The 17,797-nt window shown below is 60.3% G+C and carries 14 protein-coding genes and 2 tRNA genes; 2 read left to right on the top strand and 14 right to left on the bottom strand.

All coding sequences use genetic code 11. From position 1 onward, the window contains the following. Nucleotides 1–5: 5 nt before the first annotated feature. Nucleotides 6–1,475 (top strand): ribonuclease G, encoded by a 1,470-nt coding sequence (gene rng, locus J2W46_RS05995; RefSeq protein ID WP_020069534.1) that lies wholly within the window; start codon nt 6–8, stop codon nt 1,473–1,475. A 98-nt stretch (nt 1,476–1,573) separates the two neighbouring features. Here the strand turns inward: rng and J2W46_RS06000 are convergent, their stop codons facing one another. The 3 genes from J2W46_RS06000 to J2W46_RS06010 are packed head-to-tail and all read right to left on the bottom strand — an operon-like array spanning nt 1,574 to nt 5,678. Then, on the bottom strand, nt 1,574–3,229 hold the full coding sequence (locus J2W46_RS06000; protein ID WP_310352183.1) for a tannase/feruloyl esterase family alpha/beta hydrolase: 1,656 nt from the start codon (nt 3,227–3,229) through the stop codon (nt 1,574–1,576). Nucleotides 3,230–3,288: 59 nt separating this feature from the next. Beyond that, nucleotides 3,289–4,332: a hypothetical protein gene (locus tag J2W46_RS06005; protein ID WP_310352184.1), complete on the bottom strand. Its 1,044-nt coding sequence runs from the start codon at nt 4,330–4,332 to the stop codon at nt 3,289–3,291. Continuing rightward, the gene (locus J2W46_RS06010; RefSeq protein WP_310352187.1) at nt 4,329–5,678 is read right to left on the bottom strand and encodes an MFS transporter; all 1,350 of its coding nucleotides are present in this window, start codon (nt 5,676–5,678) and stop codon (nt 4,329–4,331) included. The genes J2W46_RS06005 and J2W46_RS06010 overlap by 4 nt, the downstream gene beginning before the upstream one ends. A gap of 111 nt (nt 5,679–5,789) precedes the next feature. Here J2W46_RS06010 and J2W46_RS06015 point away from each other — a divergent pair, with 111 nt between their 5' ends. Then, nucleotides 5,790–6,698 carry a LysR family transcriptional regulator gene (locus tag J2W46_RS06015; protein WP_310352188.1) on the top strand — a complete coding sequence of 303 codons (909 nt, stop codon included), beginning with the start codon at nt 5,790–5,792 and terminating at the stop codon, nt 6,696–6,698. 187 nt (nt 6,699–6,885) lie between these two features. Here the strand turns inward: J2W46_RS06015 and J2W46_RS06020 are convergent. From J2W46_RS06020 to J2W46_RS06070, 11 genes are all read right to left on the bottom strand, one after another. Then, nucleotides 6,886–6,962: transfer RNA gene (locus J2W46_RS06020), tRNA-Pro, on the bottom strand. Between the two features lie 61 nt (nt 6,963–7,023). Then, nucleotides 7,024–7,437, bottom strand: a complete 414-nt coding sequence (locus tag J2W46_RS06025) for a MerR family transcriptional regulator (protein ID WP_027804876.1) — start codon at nt 7,435–7,437, stop codon at nt 7,024–7,026. A 46-nt stretch (nt 7,438–7,483) separates the two neighbouring features. Next, nucleotides 7,484–7,894, bottom strand: coding sequence for an integration host factor subunit alpha (locus J2W46_RS06030; protein WP_012433735.1), 411 nt, complete (start codon nt 7,892–7,894; stop codon nt 7,484–7,486). Nucleotides 7,895–7,963: 69 nt separating this feature from the next. After that, nucleotides 7,964–10,399, bottom strand: coding sequence for a phenylalanine--tRNA ligase subunit beta (gene pheT / locus J2W46_RS06035; protein ID WP_310352190.1), 2,436 nt, complete (start codon nt 10,397–10,399; stop codon nt 7,964–7,966). 184 nt (nt 10,400–10,583) lie between these two features. Next, entirely contained in the window at nt 10,584–11,597 is a 1,014-nt protein-coding gene (pheS, locus tag J2W46_RS06040) for a phenylalanine--tRNA ligase subunit alpha (RefSeq protein ID WP_310352194.1), read from the bottom strand. 158 nt (nt 11,598–11,755) lie between these two features. Further along, nucleotides 11,756–12,115: a 50S ribosomal protein L20 gene (gene rplT, locus J2W46_RS06045; protein WP_006052502.1), complete on the bottom strand. Its 360-nt coding sequence runs from the start codon at nt 12,113–12,115 to the stop codon at nt 11,756–11,758. Nucleotides 12,116–12,144: 29 nt separating this feature from the next. Further along, nucleotides 12,145–12,342, bottom strand: a complete 198-nt coding sequence (gene rpmI, locus J2W46_RS06050; protein ID WP_006052501.1) for a 50S ribosomal protein L35 — start codon at nt 12,340–12,342, stop codon at nt 12,145–12,147. 246 nt (nt 12,343–12,588) lie between these two features. Further along, nucleotides 12,589–13,113, bottom strand: coding sequence for a translation initiation factor IF-3 (gene infC / locus J2W46_RS06055; protein WP_074263967.1), 525 nt, complete (start codon nt 13,111–13,113; stop codon nt 12,589–12,591). Between the two features lie 49 nt (nt 13,114–13,162). Continuing rightward, entirely contained in the window at nt 13,163–15,070 is a 1,908-nt protein-coding gene (thrS, locus tag J2W46_RS06060) for a threonine--tRNA ligase (RefSeq protein WP_087754168.1), read from the bottom strand. A gap of 251 nt (nt 15,071–15,321) precedes the next feature. Next, a tRNA-Val gene (locus J2W46_RS06065) sits at nt 15,322–15,398 on the bottom strand. Nucleotides 15,399–15,536: 138 nt separating this feature from the next. Further along, nucleotides 15,537–17,780, bottom strand: a complete 2,244-nt coding sequence (locus J2W46_RS06070) for a RelA/SpoT family protein (RefSeq protein WP_087754169.1) — start codon at nt 17,778–17,780, stop codon at nt 15,537–15,539. Between the last annotated feature and the right edge of the window lie 17 nt (nt 17,781–17,797).

Here is a 17,797-nt window from a genome sequence, read left to right on the forward strand (position 1 = left end):
ACACCATGAATGAAGAAATCCTGATCAATGTCACGCCGCAGGAAACGCGCGTCGCGCTCGTCCAGCAAGGCGCCGTCCAGGAACTTCACGTCGAACGAACGCTGTCGCGGGGCCGCGTCGGCAACGTCTATCTCGGCAAGGTCGTGCGCGTGTTGCCGGGCATGCAATCCGCTTTTATCGACATCGGTCTGGAACGCGCCGCGTTTCTCCATGTAGCCGATATCTGGCACCCGCGCATTGCCGGCGAGCCGCAACATCAGACGCCGCATCAGCCGATTGAAAAGATCGTGTTCGAAGGTCAGACGCTGATGGTCCAGGTGGTGAAGGACCCGATCGGCACCAAGGGCGCGCGGCTTTCCACGCAAGTGAGCATTGCCGGGCGCACGCTCGTCTATCTGCCGCAGGAGCCGCATATCGGCATCTCGCAGAAGATCGAAAGCGAAGCCGAGCGCGAAGCCGTGCGCGCGCGTTTGACCGCCGTATTGCCTGCCGACGAGAAAGGCGGCTACATCGTGCGCACCATCGCCGAAGATGCGACGAGCGAAGAACTGGCCGCCGACGTCGCCTATCTGCGCAAGACATGGGCAACGATCCTGTCGCAAGGCCAGCGCATGCCGCCCACGAGTCTGCTCTATCAGGATCTGAATCTCGCGCAACGCGTGCTACGCGATTTCGTGAACGATGAAACATCGCGCATCCAGGTCGACTCGCGCGAGACGTATCAGATGCTTGCCGATTTCGCGGCGGAGTTCACGCCGGCGGTGTCCGCGAAACTACATCACTACACAGGCGAGCGGCCGCTTTTCGATCTGTACAACATCGAGGCCGAAATCCAGCGCGCGTTGTCGCGCCGCGTGGATCTGAAGTCGGGCGGCTACCTGGTGATCGACCAGACCGAAGCGATGACCACCATCGACGTGAATACGGGCGGCTACGTCGGCGCGCGTAATTTCGACGACACCATCTTCAAGACGAACCTGGAAGCGGCGCATACCATTGCGCGTCAATTGCGGTTGCGCAACCTGGGCGGCGTGATCATTATCGATTTCATCGATATGGAAAACGTCGAGCATCGCGATCAGGTGCTGGGCGAGTTGAAGAAGGCGTTGTCGCGCGACCGCACACGCGTGACTGTGAACGGTTTCTCGCAACTGGGGCTGGTTGAAATGACGCGCAAGCGCACGCGCGAATCGCTCGCGCATGTGCTGTGCGAGCCCTGCCCGGTTTGCCAGGGCAAGGGCCAGGTGAAAACGCCGCGTACCGTTTGCTACGATGTGCTGCGCGAGATATTGCGCGAGTCGCGACAGTTCAATCCGCGTGAGTTTCGCGTGGTTGCGTCTCAACAGGTGATTGACCTGTTTCTCGAAGAAGAGTCCCAACATCTGGCAATGTTGATTGATTTCATCGGCAAGCCGGTGTCGTTGCAGGTGGAGTCGAATCTGAGCCAGGAGCAGTACGACATCGTTCTGATGTAGGTCCACCTAGTTGGACCGGAAACAACGCTCTTCATCTTTCAGAGACTGGACTCCCCGATCATGGCGCCGCCCTGCGGGCGGCGTCAGGCAATTGCGCGTCAGGAGCTTGCGCACTGGAAGCTCGCGGCCACATTGATATCTCCGCCAATGTACTTTGGCCATAGCGGATAACGGCAAAGCGGCCGCGTTCTACCGAGCGTTGCGGCGTTCAGATCGCTCATCGAGAGCGTTTCGGGCGCCTTGCCGGTCTCTACCCATTGATCGAGTGCGGAAAGGGAATCGACAGCCGGATGAAACGGTCCCGTGCCGTGCCCTACTCCCGGCATCAGGTAGAAGCGTACGAACCCATCCACCGTGCTCTGCCCGAAGCGCTGCACAAGTCCGTTGTAGTAATCCATGCTCGAATCAGTGCTGACAATCTCGTCTGCAAGACCGTGCGTCATGATGAGCTTGCCGCCTTTCGCGACATAGGCGCTCAGGTCGGTGCTCGTCGCGTCCGTGAGCGCCGACACGGTTTGCACTCGCGACTGGTACGTACCGGGATTTAGCGGGTCGAATGTCAATGAATCGAAAGTCGGCACGCGCGTGACGAAGTACTTGACCCACTGGTCGCCCGTTACCCATTGGTTAGCGTCCTTCTTGCCGGCGGGATTCGCAGGGACTCTGGACTCGCCAAGATCGCGCGTGGTGTTCGGCCCGGCGAACACTGAACCGGCGAGAATGTTGTAGCCGGCGTAACGCGTCACGCCATTAGCGAGCGGATAATTCAATTGCAGCGGTGCGGCAATGGTTTGCACGGTCGCGATCTGCGCGTCCGACAGACAGGTATCGCCCGAGTCCGCGCCGCTCGGGCAGCGCAGCGATGCCAGCACCGTGGCCGACTGTGCCTTGCACGCCGCCACGTTCGCGATGACGCCGTCGGCGACGCCGTCGAGCGCATCGCAAGCGGTCATGACCGCGTTCTGCAGCAACATCGTTTTCGCCACGTCGAGCCAACCCGCACCGCTATTCAGATACAGCGCCCGGCCCAGCACGACATTGCTCAGACGAAGCCCCGTGTAGTTGAGCGCGGGACGGTTCACCACGATGCCGTCGTAGTCCTGCGGCCAGCGCTGCGCTTCGCTCAGACCATCTCGTCCACCCGTCGAACTGCCGAAGAAATAGACCTTGTCGGGCGCGCTCGCGTAGCGCTTTTTGATCAGGGTCATGGCGACGTCGTGTGTCTTCTTGAGGCTCAAGCCGCCGTAATTTGCAAGCGACTCGTCGTTGGCGGCGAACTTGCCGTCCGTAATGCTCGAACTCTGATGCCCCGAGTCGTCGCCGAAGGTCGCGTAGCCGTTTGCGAGCGGCGTGGATGTGCCGGTCGGGGCCATGTCGAGCGGATCCACACCGGTGATCAGCGTGCCGTCGAAACCGCCGCCGCCATAATGCAGCGCCTTACGATTCCACCTGGTCGGCAGATTGACCTGGAATTTGATGGAAGGCGCAGCCGGGTCGACCGGTGCGATTGCACCGTTCACCTGGCAGTATTCGCCGCTCGTTTCCACTAGCGTCGCACTGGTAATCGTCGCGCCGCTGGTCGGTACAGCAATCGAGGACGCCGGAATCGACAGCCCGCTCAACGCGCTGCATTGCGTGGCCGCCGTGGGCGCAGGCGTCGAACCGCCCGGATTCTCGCTGGTCGGTCCATTGCCGCCGCATCCGCTGATGCAAAAGGTGAAGGCGAGCGCCCACCCGAGCGATCTTCTGATCATCTTCGTCTCCTGAAACGATTGGCTGGTTATGTTGTTGCTATGCGTCCGCGCCGCTGTCGCTATTCGAGGGCGCGGCCCTCGTGCACGACGCCGGTGTCGATCAGCCGTGCGGTTGTGCCGAAGAGCGCCTGCACACCCGCCTGCGACACGAACATCGCGTCACCGCTGTGCGCCGCGCCCGCCACCTCATACAGTTGATGACGCAACTGCGGATGCCGTCTGCGCAGATACGCGAAATAGGCCCGACCCCTTGCGAGTCGATGCGGGCCCTGCAGCATGGCTTCGCATGAGCGGTCCAGAGCCGGATGCGCCGGATCGTTGTCGTGGGTGCCGAGCAGATAAGTGACGTCGCGATCGACATAACGGTATTCGAGCTGTTGGACATCCAGTTCCTTCGCATAGCGCGGCAACCCTTCTGTGCCGTACTTCCATGCGTTGAACCCGGTGCAAGCGGCGCGTGCGTCTGCGCTCGATCCGTCTGCACAGTGCGGACGCCACGCGTCGAAGTACACATACGACGACGGATTCGCAATGACATAACGCACGTTCACTCCCGCCGCCATGCAACGTGCGGCGGCGTCGCTGAGTATCGCGTGCCGATGCGCGACCTGTGCCCCGCCGGAGTGCCCGGCAACGACGATCCCCCGCACGTTCGGGTAAGCGTCGTCACGCACGTAGTGTTCGATCAGCGCGTCGAGTACGTCGAAAGAACTTAGCGGCGCCGGCCCGATCGCATCGAGACCGCCCATCCACGAGGTCCACTCCCAGTGCAGACAGTCGGCCGGCAACGAATGATGCTGGACATCGGCCGTCGCAAGAAACTGGGGTACGGCGAGGATCACGCTATCGGGCTCAACAGTCGACGACGCTAGCGCACACTGCGTGGATTGCAGATACGCATCCGCATCACGAAGTCTTCCATGCAGCATCACGACCACCCGAGTCGCTTGAGTGGGCCGCGTACTGCCGCCTTTGAAAAACGGCACGGCCGCCTCACCGCGCGCGTTCGATACGATCAACCGTTCGCTGGCTACCACCTGCACAGGCACTTCGTTGCGTGGCCGTGCATCGCTGTCCGTCACAAGATTCATCGCGCCGCTCATTGACCGTCGGCCAGCCAGAGATCGGGCTTGCGAACCAGGCGCCGCCCGGAGGCCGTCAGTCCCACAAGCAGCAGCGAAATGACGCCTGCGCAGATCAGATACCACGCCGGAACCAACCGCGAGCCGGTGAAGTCGATCAACGTCGAAACCGTGAGGGGCGCAAGACCGCCGAACAGCGTGACCGCCACGTTGTACGAGAGCGCAACGCCTGTGGAGCGCGTCGAGGTCGGAAAGAGCTGCGTGAGCATGCCGGGGTGCGCACCGGACATGAGGCTAAGCACGACAGTCGCAATCATTTGCGCGGTGAACACACGTTCAGCGGACGGCGCCGCGAGCACCCATGCAAAGAGCGGATAGGCAACGCACACCCACGCTATCGTGACCGGGAAAAACAAACGATATGCACCGAAACGGTCGGCAAGACGCCCCGCCAGCGGATAGCCGGCAATGCCGATCAGGCCAGAAATGGCCGTGCCGAACAGCGCATTTTTCAGCGGCAAATGCAGTTGGTGCTCGACATACAACGGCATGTACGAATGCCACAGGTAATTCGTTGCAGCCCCAACGATGATGACGCCCATCGCGCACAGCGCCGCGTCGCCGCGCTCACGAATGAACGTGCGAAGCGACTGACGCGGTGCGTGTCCGAGCCGCTCGCGCAGCTGAAGAAACTCCGGCGACTCGCCCACTTTGTGCCGGATATAGAAGCCCACCGGACCGACGAGCGCGCCGAGCAGGAACGGGACGCGCCAGCCCCACGACACGAGCGATTCGTGCGAGAGCCGCGTGGTGAGGAGCAACGCACACAACGACGAGAGCAGGAGCGCGACAGCCTGCGACGTCATTTGAAAACTGCCGAAGAACATCTTGCGCCGAGGCGGCGCATATTCCGTCAGCATTGCAGCTGCGGTTGCGAACTCTCCGCCCACCGACAGCCCCTGCAGAATGCGCGCGACAATCACAATGAGCGGCGCCGCAATGCCGATAGTCGCGTAGCCGGGTGTCAGGCCCATCATCAGCGTACTCAGCGCCATCAGAAGAATCAGCAGCGACAGCGTCTTGCGGCGCCCGTAACGATCGGCGCACGCGCCGATAACAATGCCGCCGAGCGGCCGCACCAGAAAGCCGATTGCAAACGTGGCCAGCGTCAATGTGATCGACACAAAGCTGTTGTTCGCGGGAAAGAACACCTGTGCAATGACCTTGGCGAAATACCCGTAGATCAGGAAGTCGAACCACTCAAGACCATTGCCGATGACTGAAGCAAGCACCGCGCGGCGCATCTGTGAACGGCTGAGAGGTGGCGCGGCCGCAGCGGGCGTGACCGCTTGCATAACGGTTTGCATGTGTCTCCTTTGTATTCGGCTGCCTGAAAATAGAGAGTACGTGCGGAAGTCACCAATGTAAAATACATATGAGGCGCGGTTGCCATATCCAACACATATAGCAGGCCAACCATGGAACTGAGACATTTGCGCTACTTCCTAGCGGTCTCCGAAGAAGGCCAGTTCACCCGCGCCGCCGCCCGGCTGCACATTCAGCAGCCTCCGTTATCGCAGCAGATTCAGGAACTCGAACAGGAACTGGGCTTCGCGCTTTTCGTGCGACAGCCGCGCGGCGTCTCGTTGACGGCGGCAGGTGAAACGTTCGCAGCACGCGCCCGCTCCGTGCTGCTCGAACTGGACAACGCGGTCGTTCAGGCGCGCCGCGTTGCGCAAGGGCACATCGGCACCGTGCGCGTTGCGCTTACGAGTTCGGCTGCGTTTCATCCTCTGACGCCCACGGCCATCCGCAATTTCCGTGAGCTTTACCCTGAGGTCGCCATCGAGATGACGGAGGTCAACGCGGCGGACATCATCGAAATGATGGTAGAAGACCGTGCGGATGCGGCGATTCTGCGCAAGCCGGTTCACACGCCCGCAGGTCTGCGGTTCGAACTGTTGGCCGAAGAACGAATGTTGCTGGTGCTGCCCGTCGGACATCGGCTCATAAGCAACCGCGCAATAGCGCTCCAGAAGCTTGCCAACGAGTCGTTTATTTTCGTCCGTCGGCCTGGTGCTCCCGGTATGTACGCGGATTTTATTAGCGCCTGTCAGTCAAAGGGTTTCGAGCCAAACGTGGTCGAGGAAGTGCCGCGCATGGTAACGGCCATCAACCTCGTGGCAGCAGGCGGCGGTATCTCGCTCGTTCCCGCGTCGATGCATCGCTACCACCAGGAAAGCGTGCGCTACTGCCGCGTGGCGGGCGACCATGCTTTTCGCGCACCACTGCATCTCGTTACGCGTGATGACTCGCAAAGCCGGGCGGCTTCCCACTTTCGTAAGACGCTGTTCGCTTTCGTACATCAGCATCCGAGCCGCGAGTGAGTGTTGGGTCGGCGTGGTTTTGGGCGGAGGTGTGGGCAGTGCCGCTGTTTCTTGCGGCGTGTTCTGTGATGTATAAGAACCTTCTGTTGCCGCTGGAGCAGTCCGTACTGTGGAGCAAACGTGTGGTTAAGATGGGCCCAAAACGAAAAAGGCCTTATGGACATATATCCATAAGGCCTTGATTTCTTGGTCGGGGCGAGAGGATTTGAACCTCCGACCACCTGCACCCCATGCAGGTACGCTACCAGGCTGCGCTACGCCCCGAACAGCACAAAATTATAACAGACACTTCATTCGAATAGAACCGTTCGCACCAATAAAGCGACTAGCGATTCAGCAGATCGATCACGTTCAGCAGTTCTTTGCGCAACTGCTCGACGTCGACGGCGTTCGCGGTTGCTGGTGCCTCCGGCGGAACGAAGCCCTCGACCTGTTCGCCCATTTCAGCCGGCGCATTGTGCGCACCGCCGCCATGTGAATCCAGGCGGTTGCGGGCACCGTTGATCGTGAAGCCCTGCTCGTACAACAACTCACGAATCCGCCGGATCAACAGCACCTCGTGATGCTGATAGTACCGGCGATTTCCGCGTCGCTTGACAGGCCGCAACTGCGTAAACTCCTGCTCCCAATAGCGCAACACATGCGGTTTGACGCCGCATAGTTCGCTGACCTCACCAATCGTGAAGTAGCGTTTCGCCGGAATCGGAGGCAAGACGACTTTTTCCATCGTCGCTGTCATCGTCAGTTAGCCGTCGTGGTGGGTTGCGCAGGAACGCGCCAGTCGATCAGCGCGTGAAGCTCGCTTCGGCGCCGTTCTCGACCAGAGCCTTCAGCTTTTGACTTGCATGGAACGTCACAACACGGCGCGCGGCAATGGGAATTGCCTCGCCGGTTTTCGGGTTTCTGCCGGGACGCTGCGGTTTGTCGCGCAACTGGAAGTTGCCGAAGCCCGACAGCTTCACGCTGTCGCCGCTCTCCAACGCATCCCGGATCACCTCGAAAAACGCCTCCACCATGTCTTTCGCTTCCCGCTTGTTGAGCCCGACATTGTCGAACAGCAACTCGGCAAGTTCCGCTTTGGTGAGCGTCGGCGTTTCAGTTGAAACGACGGCGGGTGATGTCGGAATTTCTCGAATCATGGCGCTGCGTTGCGCCGTAAGAAGGGCTTCGAAATCACTCGAGTTCATTTCATTCATATCTATCAAATGGCGCGCCATGCAGAAAACAAAGGATGCGGAAACAGCCGCGCAATTGTTAAATGCGGGTTATCCGCGCAACCGTGCGCCATATACTCGAGCCAGACGTTCCACCAGAGTCTGAATGGCCAGATCGACCGTTTCGTCCTGAAGGGTCCCGCCAGTATCTTGCAAGGTAACACGGAACGCAAGGCTTTTCTCGTGAGCCCCCAAGCCACCGGAAGTGTTTGATTTTGGACGGAATTCGTCAAAAAGCACAACCTTCTGGACGGTCTTGCAGGCGGGCTCCGACTGAGCCTTCTGGAGCTCGTCCAGCAGCGCCTGCGCCTCGATTTTTTGATCGACAACTACCGCGATATCGCGACGCACCGGCGGGAATTTAGACACTTCCGACGGTGTGGGCAATACGCGTTGCATTAATGCGTCCGCTTCGACTTCAAACATAATCGGCGCATTCGGTAAATCATATTTTTGCATCCAGCGCGGATGCAGTTCGCCGATCCAGCCAATCGCGCGGCCATTCAGTTCAATGCGCGCGCTGCGCCCCGGATGCAGCGCGGGATGCTCCGCTTTCACGAAACGCGCGACTGCCGGCGAGAGCAACGCCTCGACGTCGGCCTTCACGTCGAAGTAGTCGACGGTACGCGACGGCGCGCCCCACTGCTCCTCCAGCGCGGGACCGTACGCGAGCCCGCCGATCATCTTCGGCTGGGCGAAGCCTTCGACCGTGAGCTCTCCGGCCTTGATCGACGGATCGTGCAGGAACACGCGGCCAGCTTCGAACACGCGTACGCGGTCGGCAGCACGGCGGTTCAGGTTCGTGCGCAGCACGTGAATCAGGCTGCCGATCAGCGTGGTCCGCATGACCGACAACTGGCTCGCAATTGGATTCAGCAGACGCACAGGCTTGTCATTGCCGGCGAAGTCCTGCTCCCACTCGGCATCCACGAAACTGAAGTTGACCGTCTCAGCGTAATCGCGAGCGGCAAGCGCGTGCCGGATTGCGTGGATCGAGCGGCGCGTTTCGTTGGTCGCGCGCATTTCGCTCTTAGCGACCGGCGGTCGCGCCGGAATCTTCTCGAAGCCGTAGATACGTGCGACTTCTTCGATCAGGTCTTCTTCGATCTCGATATCGAAACGGTACGACGGTGGCATGACCGAGAACGTGTCGCCGTCGTGTTCGAACGTAAGGCCAAGACGCGTGAAGATCTGCGCGATTTCCTCGGCGCCGATCGCGATGCCGATGATGCGGTTCGCGCGGGACACGCGCATCTTCACGGGCTCGCGCTGCGGCACATTGACGACCTGGTCGTCCACGGGACCCGCTTCGCCGCCGCAAATGTCGAGGATCAGTTGCGTGATCCGCTCGATGTGCTCGACCGTGGTCGCGTAATCGACGCCGCGCTCGAAGCGATGGCCCGCATCGGTCGAGAAGTTGTACCTGCGCGAGCGGCCACGAATACTATCCGGCCACCAGAATGCGGCTTCAAGGTAGATGTTGGTCGTGTCGAGCGTGACGGCCGTGCTGTCGCCGCCCATGATGCCCGCGAGGCTTTCAATGTGTTGCTCGTCGGCGATCACGCCAACCGTTTCGTCAACTTCGACGGTGTTGCCGTTCAGCAGCTTGAGCGTTTCGCCCTTGCGGCCCCAACGCACGTCCATACCGCCGTGGATCTTCTCCAGATCGAACACGTGCGACGGACGGCCCAGCTCGAGCATCACGTAATTGGAAATATCCACGAGCGCGGAGATGCTGCGCTGACCTGAACGCTCAAGACGTTCGACCATCCATTGCGGCGATTTCGCACGCGCATTCACACCGCGGATGACACGGCCCGAGAAACGGCCGCAAAGATCGGGCGCCGAGATCTTGACGGGCAGCGTCTCGTCGAGCTTGACCTGGACCGGCTTGATCTCGAGCGGACGCAACGGTGCACCGGTGATCGCGGAGGTTTCGCGCGCCACGCCGAACACCGACAAGCAATCTGCCTTGTTCGGCGTCAGCTTGATCTCGAAAATGGTGTCGTCGAGATTGAGCGTTTCGCGGATGTCCTGGCCAATCGGCGTATCTTCCGGCAGGATCAGGAGGCCGCTATGATCTTCCGAGAGCTTCAGTTCGCGCGCCGAGCACAGCATGCCCTGACTTTCCACGCCACGCAGCTTCGAGAGTTTGATCTCGAACGGCGCGCCGCCCTCTTCGGCCGGCGGCAGTTGCGCGCCAACCAGCGCAACCGGCACCTTGATGCCTGGCGCTACGTTTGGCGCGCCGCAGACGATATTGAGCGTGGCGCCTGTGCCGGCGTTGACCTGGCAGACGTTCAGCTTGTCCGCATCCGGGTGCTTGACGACTTCCAGCACCTGACCGACCACGATCTTCGAGGTCGGTGGCGCAGCCGGTCGCAGGTCTTCAACTTCGAGACCCGCCATCGTCAATGCGTGCGACAGCTCGTCCGTCGTCAGTTGCGGATCGACAAAGGTTCTCAGCCAGGATTCCGGGAATTGCATGGTTCTCTGTACGTTCTGATCAGGTTAGGTCCGCGTGAGGCAGATACATCGCGCAACTCGGCGTGCGGCGCAATCGCCAGTTGCCATGAGTTACAGCGAGTCACTGCCTGTCACTGCCGGGACGCTGTGGCGGCATGCACTCGGTGCAATACCGCGCTCTATGCTTGTCGCGCAATGCGTTCGTTCAAGCGAATTGACGCAGGAAACGCAGGTCGTTTTCGAAGAACAGACGCAGGTCTTGCACGCCGTAGCGCAACATGGTGAGCCGTTCGAGGCCGCTGCCGAAAGCGAAGCCGATGTAGCGCTCCGGGTCGAGGCCCATGTTGCGGATCACGGTGGGATGCACCTGGCCTGAGCCCGAAATCTCGAGCCACTTGCCCGCGTTCTTGCCCGTTTCGAACAGCATGTCGATCTCGGCCGACGGTTCGGTGAACGGGAAATACGACGGACGGAAACGCACCAGAATATCGTCGCGTTCGAAGAATTTCTTGAGGAAGTCCGTATAGACGCCCTTCAAATCGGCAAAGCTGATGTTCTCGTCGATCCACAGGCCTTCGACCTGATTGAACATCGGCGAGTGAGTCGCGTCGCTGTCCACACGGTAGGTCCGACCCGGCACGATCACCTTGATGGGCGGCATGTTGGTACGCGCGTAACGCACCTGCATCGGGCTCGTATGCGTGCGCAGCAGCAGTTGGCGGCCGTCGGCATCTTTGCCGTCGACGTAAAAAGTGTCCTGCATTGAGCGCGCCGGATGATTTTCCGGGCTGTTCAACGAGGTGAAGTTGTACCAATCGGTTTCGATTTCGGGGCCATCGGCCACGTCGAATCCGATGCTGCCGAAAATCTGTTCGACGCGCTCCCAGGTCCGCATGACCGGGTGCAGGCTGCCCGTATTGGCGCCGCGGCCAGGCAGGGTGACGTCGATCGCTTCGGCGGCGAGGCGCTGATTCAGCAACGCGTCGGCCAGCGCCTGGCGGCGAGCCGTCAGCGCGGCTTCAACCTGTTGCTTGACGAGGTTGATCCGTGCGCCTTCGGTCTTGCGCGTTTCGGGATCGAGTTTGCCAAGGCCCTTCAACAGTTCAGTCAGCACGCCCGACTTGCCGAGAAAGCGTGCTTTCTCGTTTTCGAGGGTGGTGACGTCGGAGGCTTCTGCGAAGGCTTTTTGCGCGTCCGCGACAATCTGGTCCAGGTCCATTGATCCCATCATTTCAACGTCAGTGTTCAATCGATGCAAAACTGGTTCTACCAACAAAAACGGGGCTCGGTGAGGAGCCCCGTTTTTGTTGCAGCGTCACCGAGACTACCGGATGTTCGCTGCAACGAACCACGCAGTGTTAATTGCCAGAAGCGCAATCAGGCTGCAACGGCGGCTTTCACCTGCTGAACGATCGCAGCAAAAGCAGCCTTGTCGAACACAGCCATGTCGGCCAGCACCTTGCGGTCGAGTTCGATCGAAGCCTTCTTCAGGCCGTTGATGAACACGCTGTACGTCATGTCGTGCTGACGCACCGCCGCATTGATACGCGTGATCCACAATGCACGGAACACACGCTTCTTGTTGCGGCGATCGCGATAGGCGTACTGGCCTGCGCGCATGACCGCCTGCTTGGCGATGCGATAGACGTTATTGCGACGGCCGCGGTAACCCTTGGCCAGCTTGATGATCTTCTTGTGACGGGCCCGTGCGGTAACCCCACGTTTTACTCGAGGCATGTTTCGCTCCTATGAGTTTCGGTTAAGGGTTAAGCGAACGGCAGCATTGCGCGCACGGAGTTCAGATCGGAATCATGAACTGCCGTCGAACCGCGCAGATGGCGTTTGTTCTTGGTGGTCTTCTTGGTAAGAATGTGGCGCTTGAAGGCTTGACCGCGCTTGACGGTACCGCCCGGACGCACCACGAAGCGCTTCGCAGCACTCTTCTTGGTCTTCATCTTCGGCATGACAACTCCATTATTAGATGGATATGGGTGTGCGGTCGGCCAGATGGCCATTACCCGCCCTTCGAAACCCATTCCACTTGGTATGCAGACCGCCAATACTGCCGGCAGCCGCTTTTCGGAGACAGCGCGCATTTGCATAAGCGCCGTCTCGAAACCTGCTGATGCCGCACCGGACACCCGGTGCGGCATCGTTCGACTTTTCACAACCAGAACACGCGCCACATGGCGCGTCGCCGCTCTGACCGTTTACTTCTTTTTCTTCGGAGCGAGCACCATGATCATCTGGCGCCCTTCCATTTTCGGCATTTGCTCGACCTGACCGACTTCGTCGAGGTCCGTGCGCAGGCGTTCCAGCATGCGCATACCGATTTCCTGGTGAGCCATTTCGCGGCCACGGAAACGCAACGTGATTTTCGTCTTGTCGCCGTCGTCGAGAAAGCGAATGAGGTTGCGCAGTTTGACGTTGTAGTCACCGTCGTCAGTGCCCGGACGGAATTTGACTTCCTTGACCTGAACGATCTTCTGCTTGAGCTTGGCCTCGTGCTGCTTCTTCGCTTCCGAGTACTTGAACTTGCCGTAGTCCATCAAACGGCAGACCGGCGGAACCGCTTGCGGCGCGATTTCCACCAGATCCACGTCTTGCTGTTCCGACATGCGGAACGCATCAGCAAGTTTCACGATGCCGAGCGGTTCGTTCTCGACTCCGACCAGACGCACCTCGGGTGCCGTAATTTCACCGTTGATGCGGTGCGCAGACTTATCAGTAGCGATGTTACGTTTCCTCTAAAAATTAAAAAAACGAGCCGCGCTGCCAAGTGGCTCAGTTGAACGACTGCACGTTCTGGCGCAGACGCTCAATGAAAGAATCGACAGGCATCACACCTAGGTCGACACCACCACGGGCACGCACGGCTACCGTTTGGGCTTCACGCTCCTTGTCGCCGACCACAAGCAGGTACGGCACCTTCTCAAGCGTGTGCTCACGTATTTTATAGCTAATCTTCTCGTTGCGCAAATCGGCCTCTACTCTAACCCCTTGTTTTTGCAACGATTGGGCCAGAGACTGGGCGTATTCGGCCTGACTTTCGGCGATATTCATCACCACTACCTGCATCGGGGCGAGCCACGCGGGCATTGCACCAGCATGGTGCTCGATCAGAATACCGAGAAAACGCTCCATTGATCCGACGATTGCCCGGTGCAGCATGATCGGACGGCGACGGCTGTTGTCTTCCGCAACGTACTCCGCGCCCAGCCGCTCCGGCAGCACCATATCGAGCTGCAACGTGCCGCACTGCCACGAGCGGCCGAGAGCGTCCTTGATGTGATATTCCACTTTGGGACCGTAGAACGCCCCTTCGCCCGGCAGCTCTTCCCACGTCACGCCGCAAGCCGTCAATGCTTCGCGCAAGCCCTGCTCCGCGCGATCCCAGGTCTCGTCGGTACCGGCACGGGCGTCGGGGCGCAACGAAAGCTTGATTTCGACGTTATCAAAGCCGAAGTCCTTGTACACGCTCATGGCCAGCGTGTTGAAGGCAATCGACTCGCTGATGAACTGGTCTTCAGTACAGAAAATATGAGCGTCGTCCTGCACAAAACCACGCACGCGCATCAATCCATGCAGCGCGCCCGACGATTCATTGCGGTGGCACGAGCCGAATTCCGCGTAACGCAACGGCAGATCGCGATACGAGCGCAGACCGTGGTTGAACACCTGCACGTGACCCGGGCAGTTCATCGGCTTGATCGCGTAATCGCGCTTTTCCGATTCGGTCGTGAACATGTTTTCACGATAGTTCTGCCAGTGACCCGACGCTTCCCACAACGACCGGTCCATGATCATCGGCGTCTTGATCTCGAGGTAGCCAGCGTCGTTCACACGGCGGCGCATGTACTGCTCGACCTGCTGCCACAGCGTCCAGCCGCGCGGATGCCAGAACACCATGCCCGGCGACTCGTCCTGCATGTGAAACAGGTCGAGTTGCTTGCCGAGCTTACGGTGATCGCGCTTCTCCGCCTCTTCGAGCATGTGCAGATACGCGTCCTGATCTTCCTTCTTCGTCCAGGCCGTGCCGTAGATACGCTGCAATTGCTCGTTCTTCGAATCGCCACGCCAGTAGGCGCCGGCCACCTTCATCAGCTTGAAGACCTTCAGCTTGCCGGTGGACGGCACGTGCGGACCGCGGCACAAGTCGGTGAAGCCGCCATGCGAGTACAGCTTGATTTCGTCCGTAGCCGGAATCGATTCGATGATCTCAGCCTTGTACTTCTCGCCGATGCTCTTGAAGTAGTCCACCGCTTCGTCGCGCGACACAACGCGGCGCGAAACAGGCTCGTCTTTCTTCGCGAGTTCCTGCATGCGCTTTTCGATCTTCTCGAGATCTTCCGGCGTGAAGGGACGGCTGTACGCAAAGTCGTAATAGAAGCCGTTGTCGATGACCGGACCGATCGTGACTTGCGCCTCCGGATAGAGATCCTTCACTGCGTACGCAAGCAGGTGCGCCGCAGAATGACGAATGATATCCAGACCGTCTGCGTCTTTTTCGGTGACGATGGCAAGCGCCGCGTCGTGGTCGATCAGCGCGGACGTATCGACCAGTTCACCGTCGATCTTGCCGCCGAGCGCGGCCTTCGCGAGGCCGGGGCCGATCGACGCGGCCACTTCGGCGACGGTCACCGGATGCTCGTACTGTCGAACAGAACCGTCAGGCAGACGTATCGAAACCATTGCGTTCTCCGTGGTGCCGACCGGCGGCGGCATATACATCAATCAAACAAGCCAAAAAAAATGCGGCCCCGCTTTCGAGGGGCCGCATTCACATTTCCTGCAAACTACACTGGCGAAAGTGGTCCTCGACTAGCGTCGCTCCGAAGTGGTTTCGGTCAACGTTCGCGGTGTCATAACCGTATTCGCCTTTTGCGCCACAGGCGCTTACTGCAGTTTGCGAAACCCCGGCAGAACCGGAATTTCTCTTTCGTTGGTAGGCTCGATTGGACTCGAACCAACGACCCCCACCATGTCAAGGTGGTGCTCTAACCAGCTGAGCTACGAGCCTGAAGAAACGAGATTATATGGAGCCCCACACTGCTTGGCAAGTACTTTTATGCATCGACTTTAAATTGCGCTTACCCACATCACTCACTCGCTTGCGCATGAGCAAGTGAGCACATCGGCTCAACATCGCGTCACTGCGTCAGCCTTTGCGCGACGCCCGCACGACACCCGTCACTTCGCCGAGCAGCGTGCAGGCGCGCTGAATCTGCGCGGCACTCGACACCTCGACGGTGAACTGCATGAACGCGGCATTGCGGCGGGTTTGGGTCTTCACACCGATCACATTCATTTTTTCTCGCGCGAACACTTCGGAGATATCGCGCAGCAAACCCTGGCGGTCCGTCGCCTCAATCGAGAGGTCGACCGGATACACCGATTGCCCGCGGCCGCTCATCACGTCGGCTGACCACGCCGTTTGCAACACACGCTCCGGCGCGCGTTCGGCCATGCGCAAAAACGTCGGGCAGTCGCTCCGATGAATCGACATGCCCTTGCCGCGTGTCACAAATCCGCAGATGTCGTCAGGCGGCGCCGGACGGCAGCATCGAGCAAGCTGCGTGAGCAATGCGTCGACGCCGACCACCAGCACGCCCGTCGACGCACCGCGCGCCACGCTCGCGCCACTACTGCGCTTTTCGAATTGCTCGGGTACTTCGACCACCGGTTCCGGCGGCGGCGCATCGTGCAGCGCCTGCTCGACGAGCCGCAGACTGAACTCTTCCTTGCCGACGACCGAGAACAGATCGTCGGTAGTCTTGAAGCCGAGTTTGGCCGCGAGCTGATCCAGGTTCACCGAGGTCTTGCCCTCGCGCTGCAGGGTCTTTTCGACCATTGCGCGGCCGCTCGCAATGTGCTCCTGCAACTCGACGGCGTTAAACCAGGCGCGCACTTTCTGGCGCGCACGCGGACTATGCAGATAACCGAGCTGTGGATTGAGCCAGTCGCGCGACGGCCCACCTTCTTTTACCGCGACGATTTCCACCGTCTGGCCGTTCTGCAACTGGGTGTTCAGCGGCACCATCGCCCCGTCGACGCGCGCCCCGCGGCACCGATGCCCCAACTCGCTATGCAGGTGATACGCGAAATCCACCGGCGTCGCACCATGCGGCAACGCGATCACGCGCGCCTGCGGCGTGAGCACGTAGATGTGGTCGTCGTCGAGCGTGGCCTGTCGCAATTGCTCCCACGGCTGCGCCGCGCGCTTCTCGCCGTGCTCGCCTTCGGACACGTCGTCTTTCCACGCGAGCAATTGACGCAACCACGCGATCTTCTCGTCGTACTTCTCATTGGCGGCAAACTGGCCGCCGTACCCACGCGTACCGGCCTCCTTGTAGCGCCAGTGCGCGGCCACGCCGTACTCGGCGAACTGATGCATGTCGTGCGTGCGAATCTGCACTTCGAACGCGCGGCCGTCGTCGCCGATCACGACCGTATGCAGCGACTTATAGCCATTCGGCTTCGGCCGCGAGATGTAGTCGTCGAACTCTCTCGGCACCGGTTGCCACAGGTTGTGCACGATGCCGAGCACCGTGTAGCAATCCTTGATGTCCGGCACGATCACGCGAAACGCGCGCACGTCGTACAGTTCGGCGAAGTCGAGTTCCTTGCCGCGCATCTTGCGCCAGATGCTATAGATATGCTTTGGCCTGCCGCTTACTTCCGCGCGAATGTTCGCGGCGGCAAGTTCCTGCTGCAGCCGTTCAATGGCCTGCGCAACATAGCTTTCGCGTTCAACGCGCTTCTCGTCCAGTAACTTCGCGATGCGCTTATAAGTCACCGGCTCTTCGAAGCGGAACGCAAGGTCTTCGAGTTCCCACTTCAATTGCCAGATGCCGAGGCGGTTCGCGAGCGGCGCATAGATATCGAGCGTTTCGCGCGCCACATCCGGCGACGGCGTGAGCTTCGCCGCCGCGTAATAGCGCAGCGACTGCAGCCGCGACGCGAGCCGTATCAGCACCACGCGAATATCTTGCGCGAACGCGAGCAGCATCTTGCGCAGCGCCTCGACCTGCGCGCGCCGCGCGGCCTGCGCATCACGCCCCGCTTCAGGCATGGCGTTTTGCGCAGCGCGCAAGCTCACGGTGCCGAGGCGCAGCAACTTGCGCACGTCGCCGACGAGTTGCGCGACTTCTTCGCCGAAGTTGTCGGCGATCACGCGCTCGGGGTCTTGCAAATGCGGCGTCAATGCAAACAACGCCGCCGCCAGCACGGCCGGCGGATCGACATTGAGCGTGCGCATGATCGACGCGGTGCCCGCCGCATGATCCGCGAGAGACTCGCCCGACGACAGCCGCACCTCGCCCGCATGACGACGCACGAACGCCATTGCTTCGTCGAAAGACGGAAGAGGATTCGGCGTGCTCGTAGCGGTTTCGGTATTCATGGTGCGGCGGCCCACCG

This window comes from Paraburkholderia strydomiana, from assembly GCF_031456815.1.
GTDB classification, from domain to species: Bacteria; Pseudomonadota; Gammaproteobacteria; order Burkholderiales; family Burkholderiaceae; genus Paraburkholderia; species Paraburkholderia caledonica.

Excerpts from the sequence above, each read along its gene's own strand:
- rng (WP_020069534.1), top strand. The coding sequence starts at position 6 with ATGAATGAAGAAATCCTGATCAATGTCACGCCGCAGGAAACGCGCGTC.
- J2W46_RS06000 (WP_310352183.1), bottom strand. The coding sequence starts at position 3,229 with ATGATCAGAAGATCGCTCGGGTGGGCGCTCGCCTTCACCTTTTGCATC.
- J2W46_RS06005 (WP_310352184.1), bottom strand. The coding sequence starts at position 4,332 with ATGAGCGGCGCGATGAATCTTGTGACGGACAGCGATGCACGGCCACGC.
- J2W46_RS06010 (WP_310352187.1), bottom strand. The coding sequence starts at position 5,678 with ATGCAAACCGTTATGCAAGCGGTCACGCCCGCTGCGGCCGCGCCACCT.
- J2W46_RS06015 (WP_310352188.1), top strand. The coding sequence starts at position 5,790 with ATGGAACTGAGACATTTGCGCTACTTCCTAGCGGTCTCCGAAGAAGGC.
- J2W46_RS06025 (WP_027804876.1), bottom strand. The coding sequence starts at position 7,437 with ATGACAGCGACGATGGAAAAAGTCGTCTTGCCTCCGATTCCGGCGAAA.
- J2W46_RS06030 (WP_012433735.1), bottom strand. The coding sequence starts at position 7,894 with ATGAATGAAATGAACTCGAGTGATTTCGAAGCCCTTCTTACGGCGCAA.
- pheT (WP_310352190.1), bottom strand. The coding sequence starts at position 10,399 with ATGCAATTCCCGGAATCCTGGCTGAGAACCTTTGTCGATCCGCAACTG.
- pheS (WP_310352194.1), bottom strand. The coding sequence starts at position 11,597 with ATGGACCTGGACCAGATTGTCGCGGACGCGCAAAAAGCCTTCGCAGAA.
- rplT (WP_006052502.1), bottom strand. The coding sequence starts at position 12,115 with ATGCCTCGAGTAAAACGTGGGGTTACCGCACGGGCCCGTCACAAGAAG.
- rpmI (WP_006052501.1), bottom strand. The coding sequence starts at position 12,342 with ATGCCGAAGATGAAGACCAAGAAGAGTGCTGCGAAGCGCTTCGTGGTG.
- thrS (WP_087754168.1), bottom strand. The coding sequence starts at position 15,070 with ATGGTTTCGATACGTCTGCCTGACGGTTCTGTTCGACAGTACGAGCAT.
- J2W46_RS06070 (WP_087754169.1), bottom strand. The coding sequence starts at position 17,780 with ATGAATACCGAAACCGCTACGAGCACGCCGAATCCTCTTCCGTCTTTC.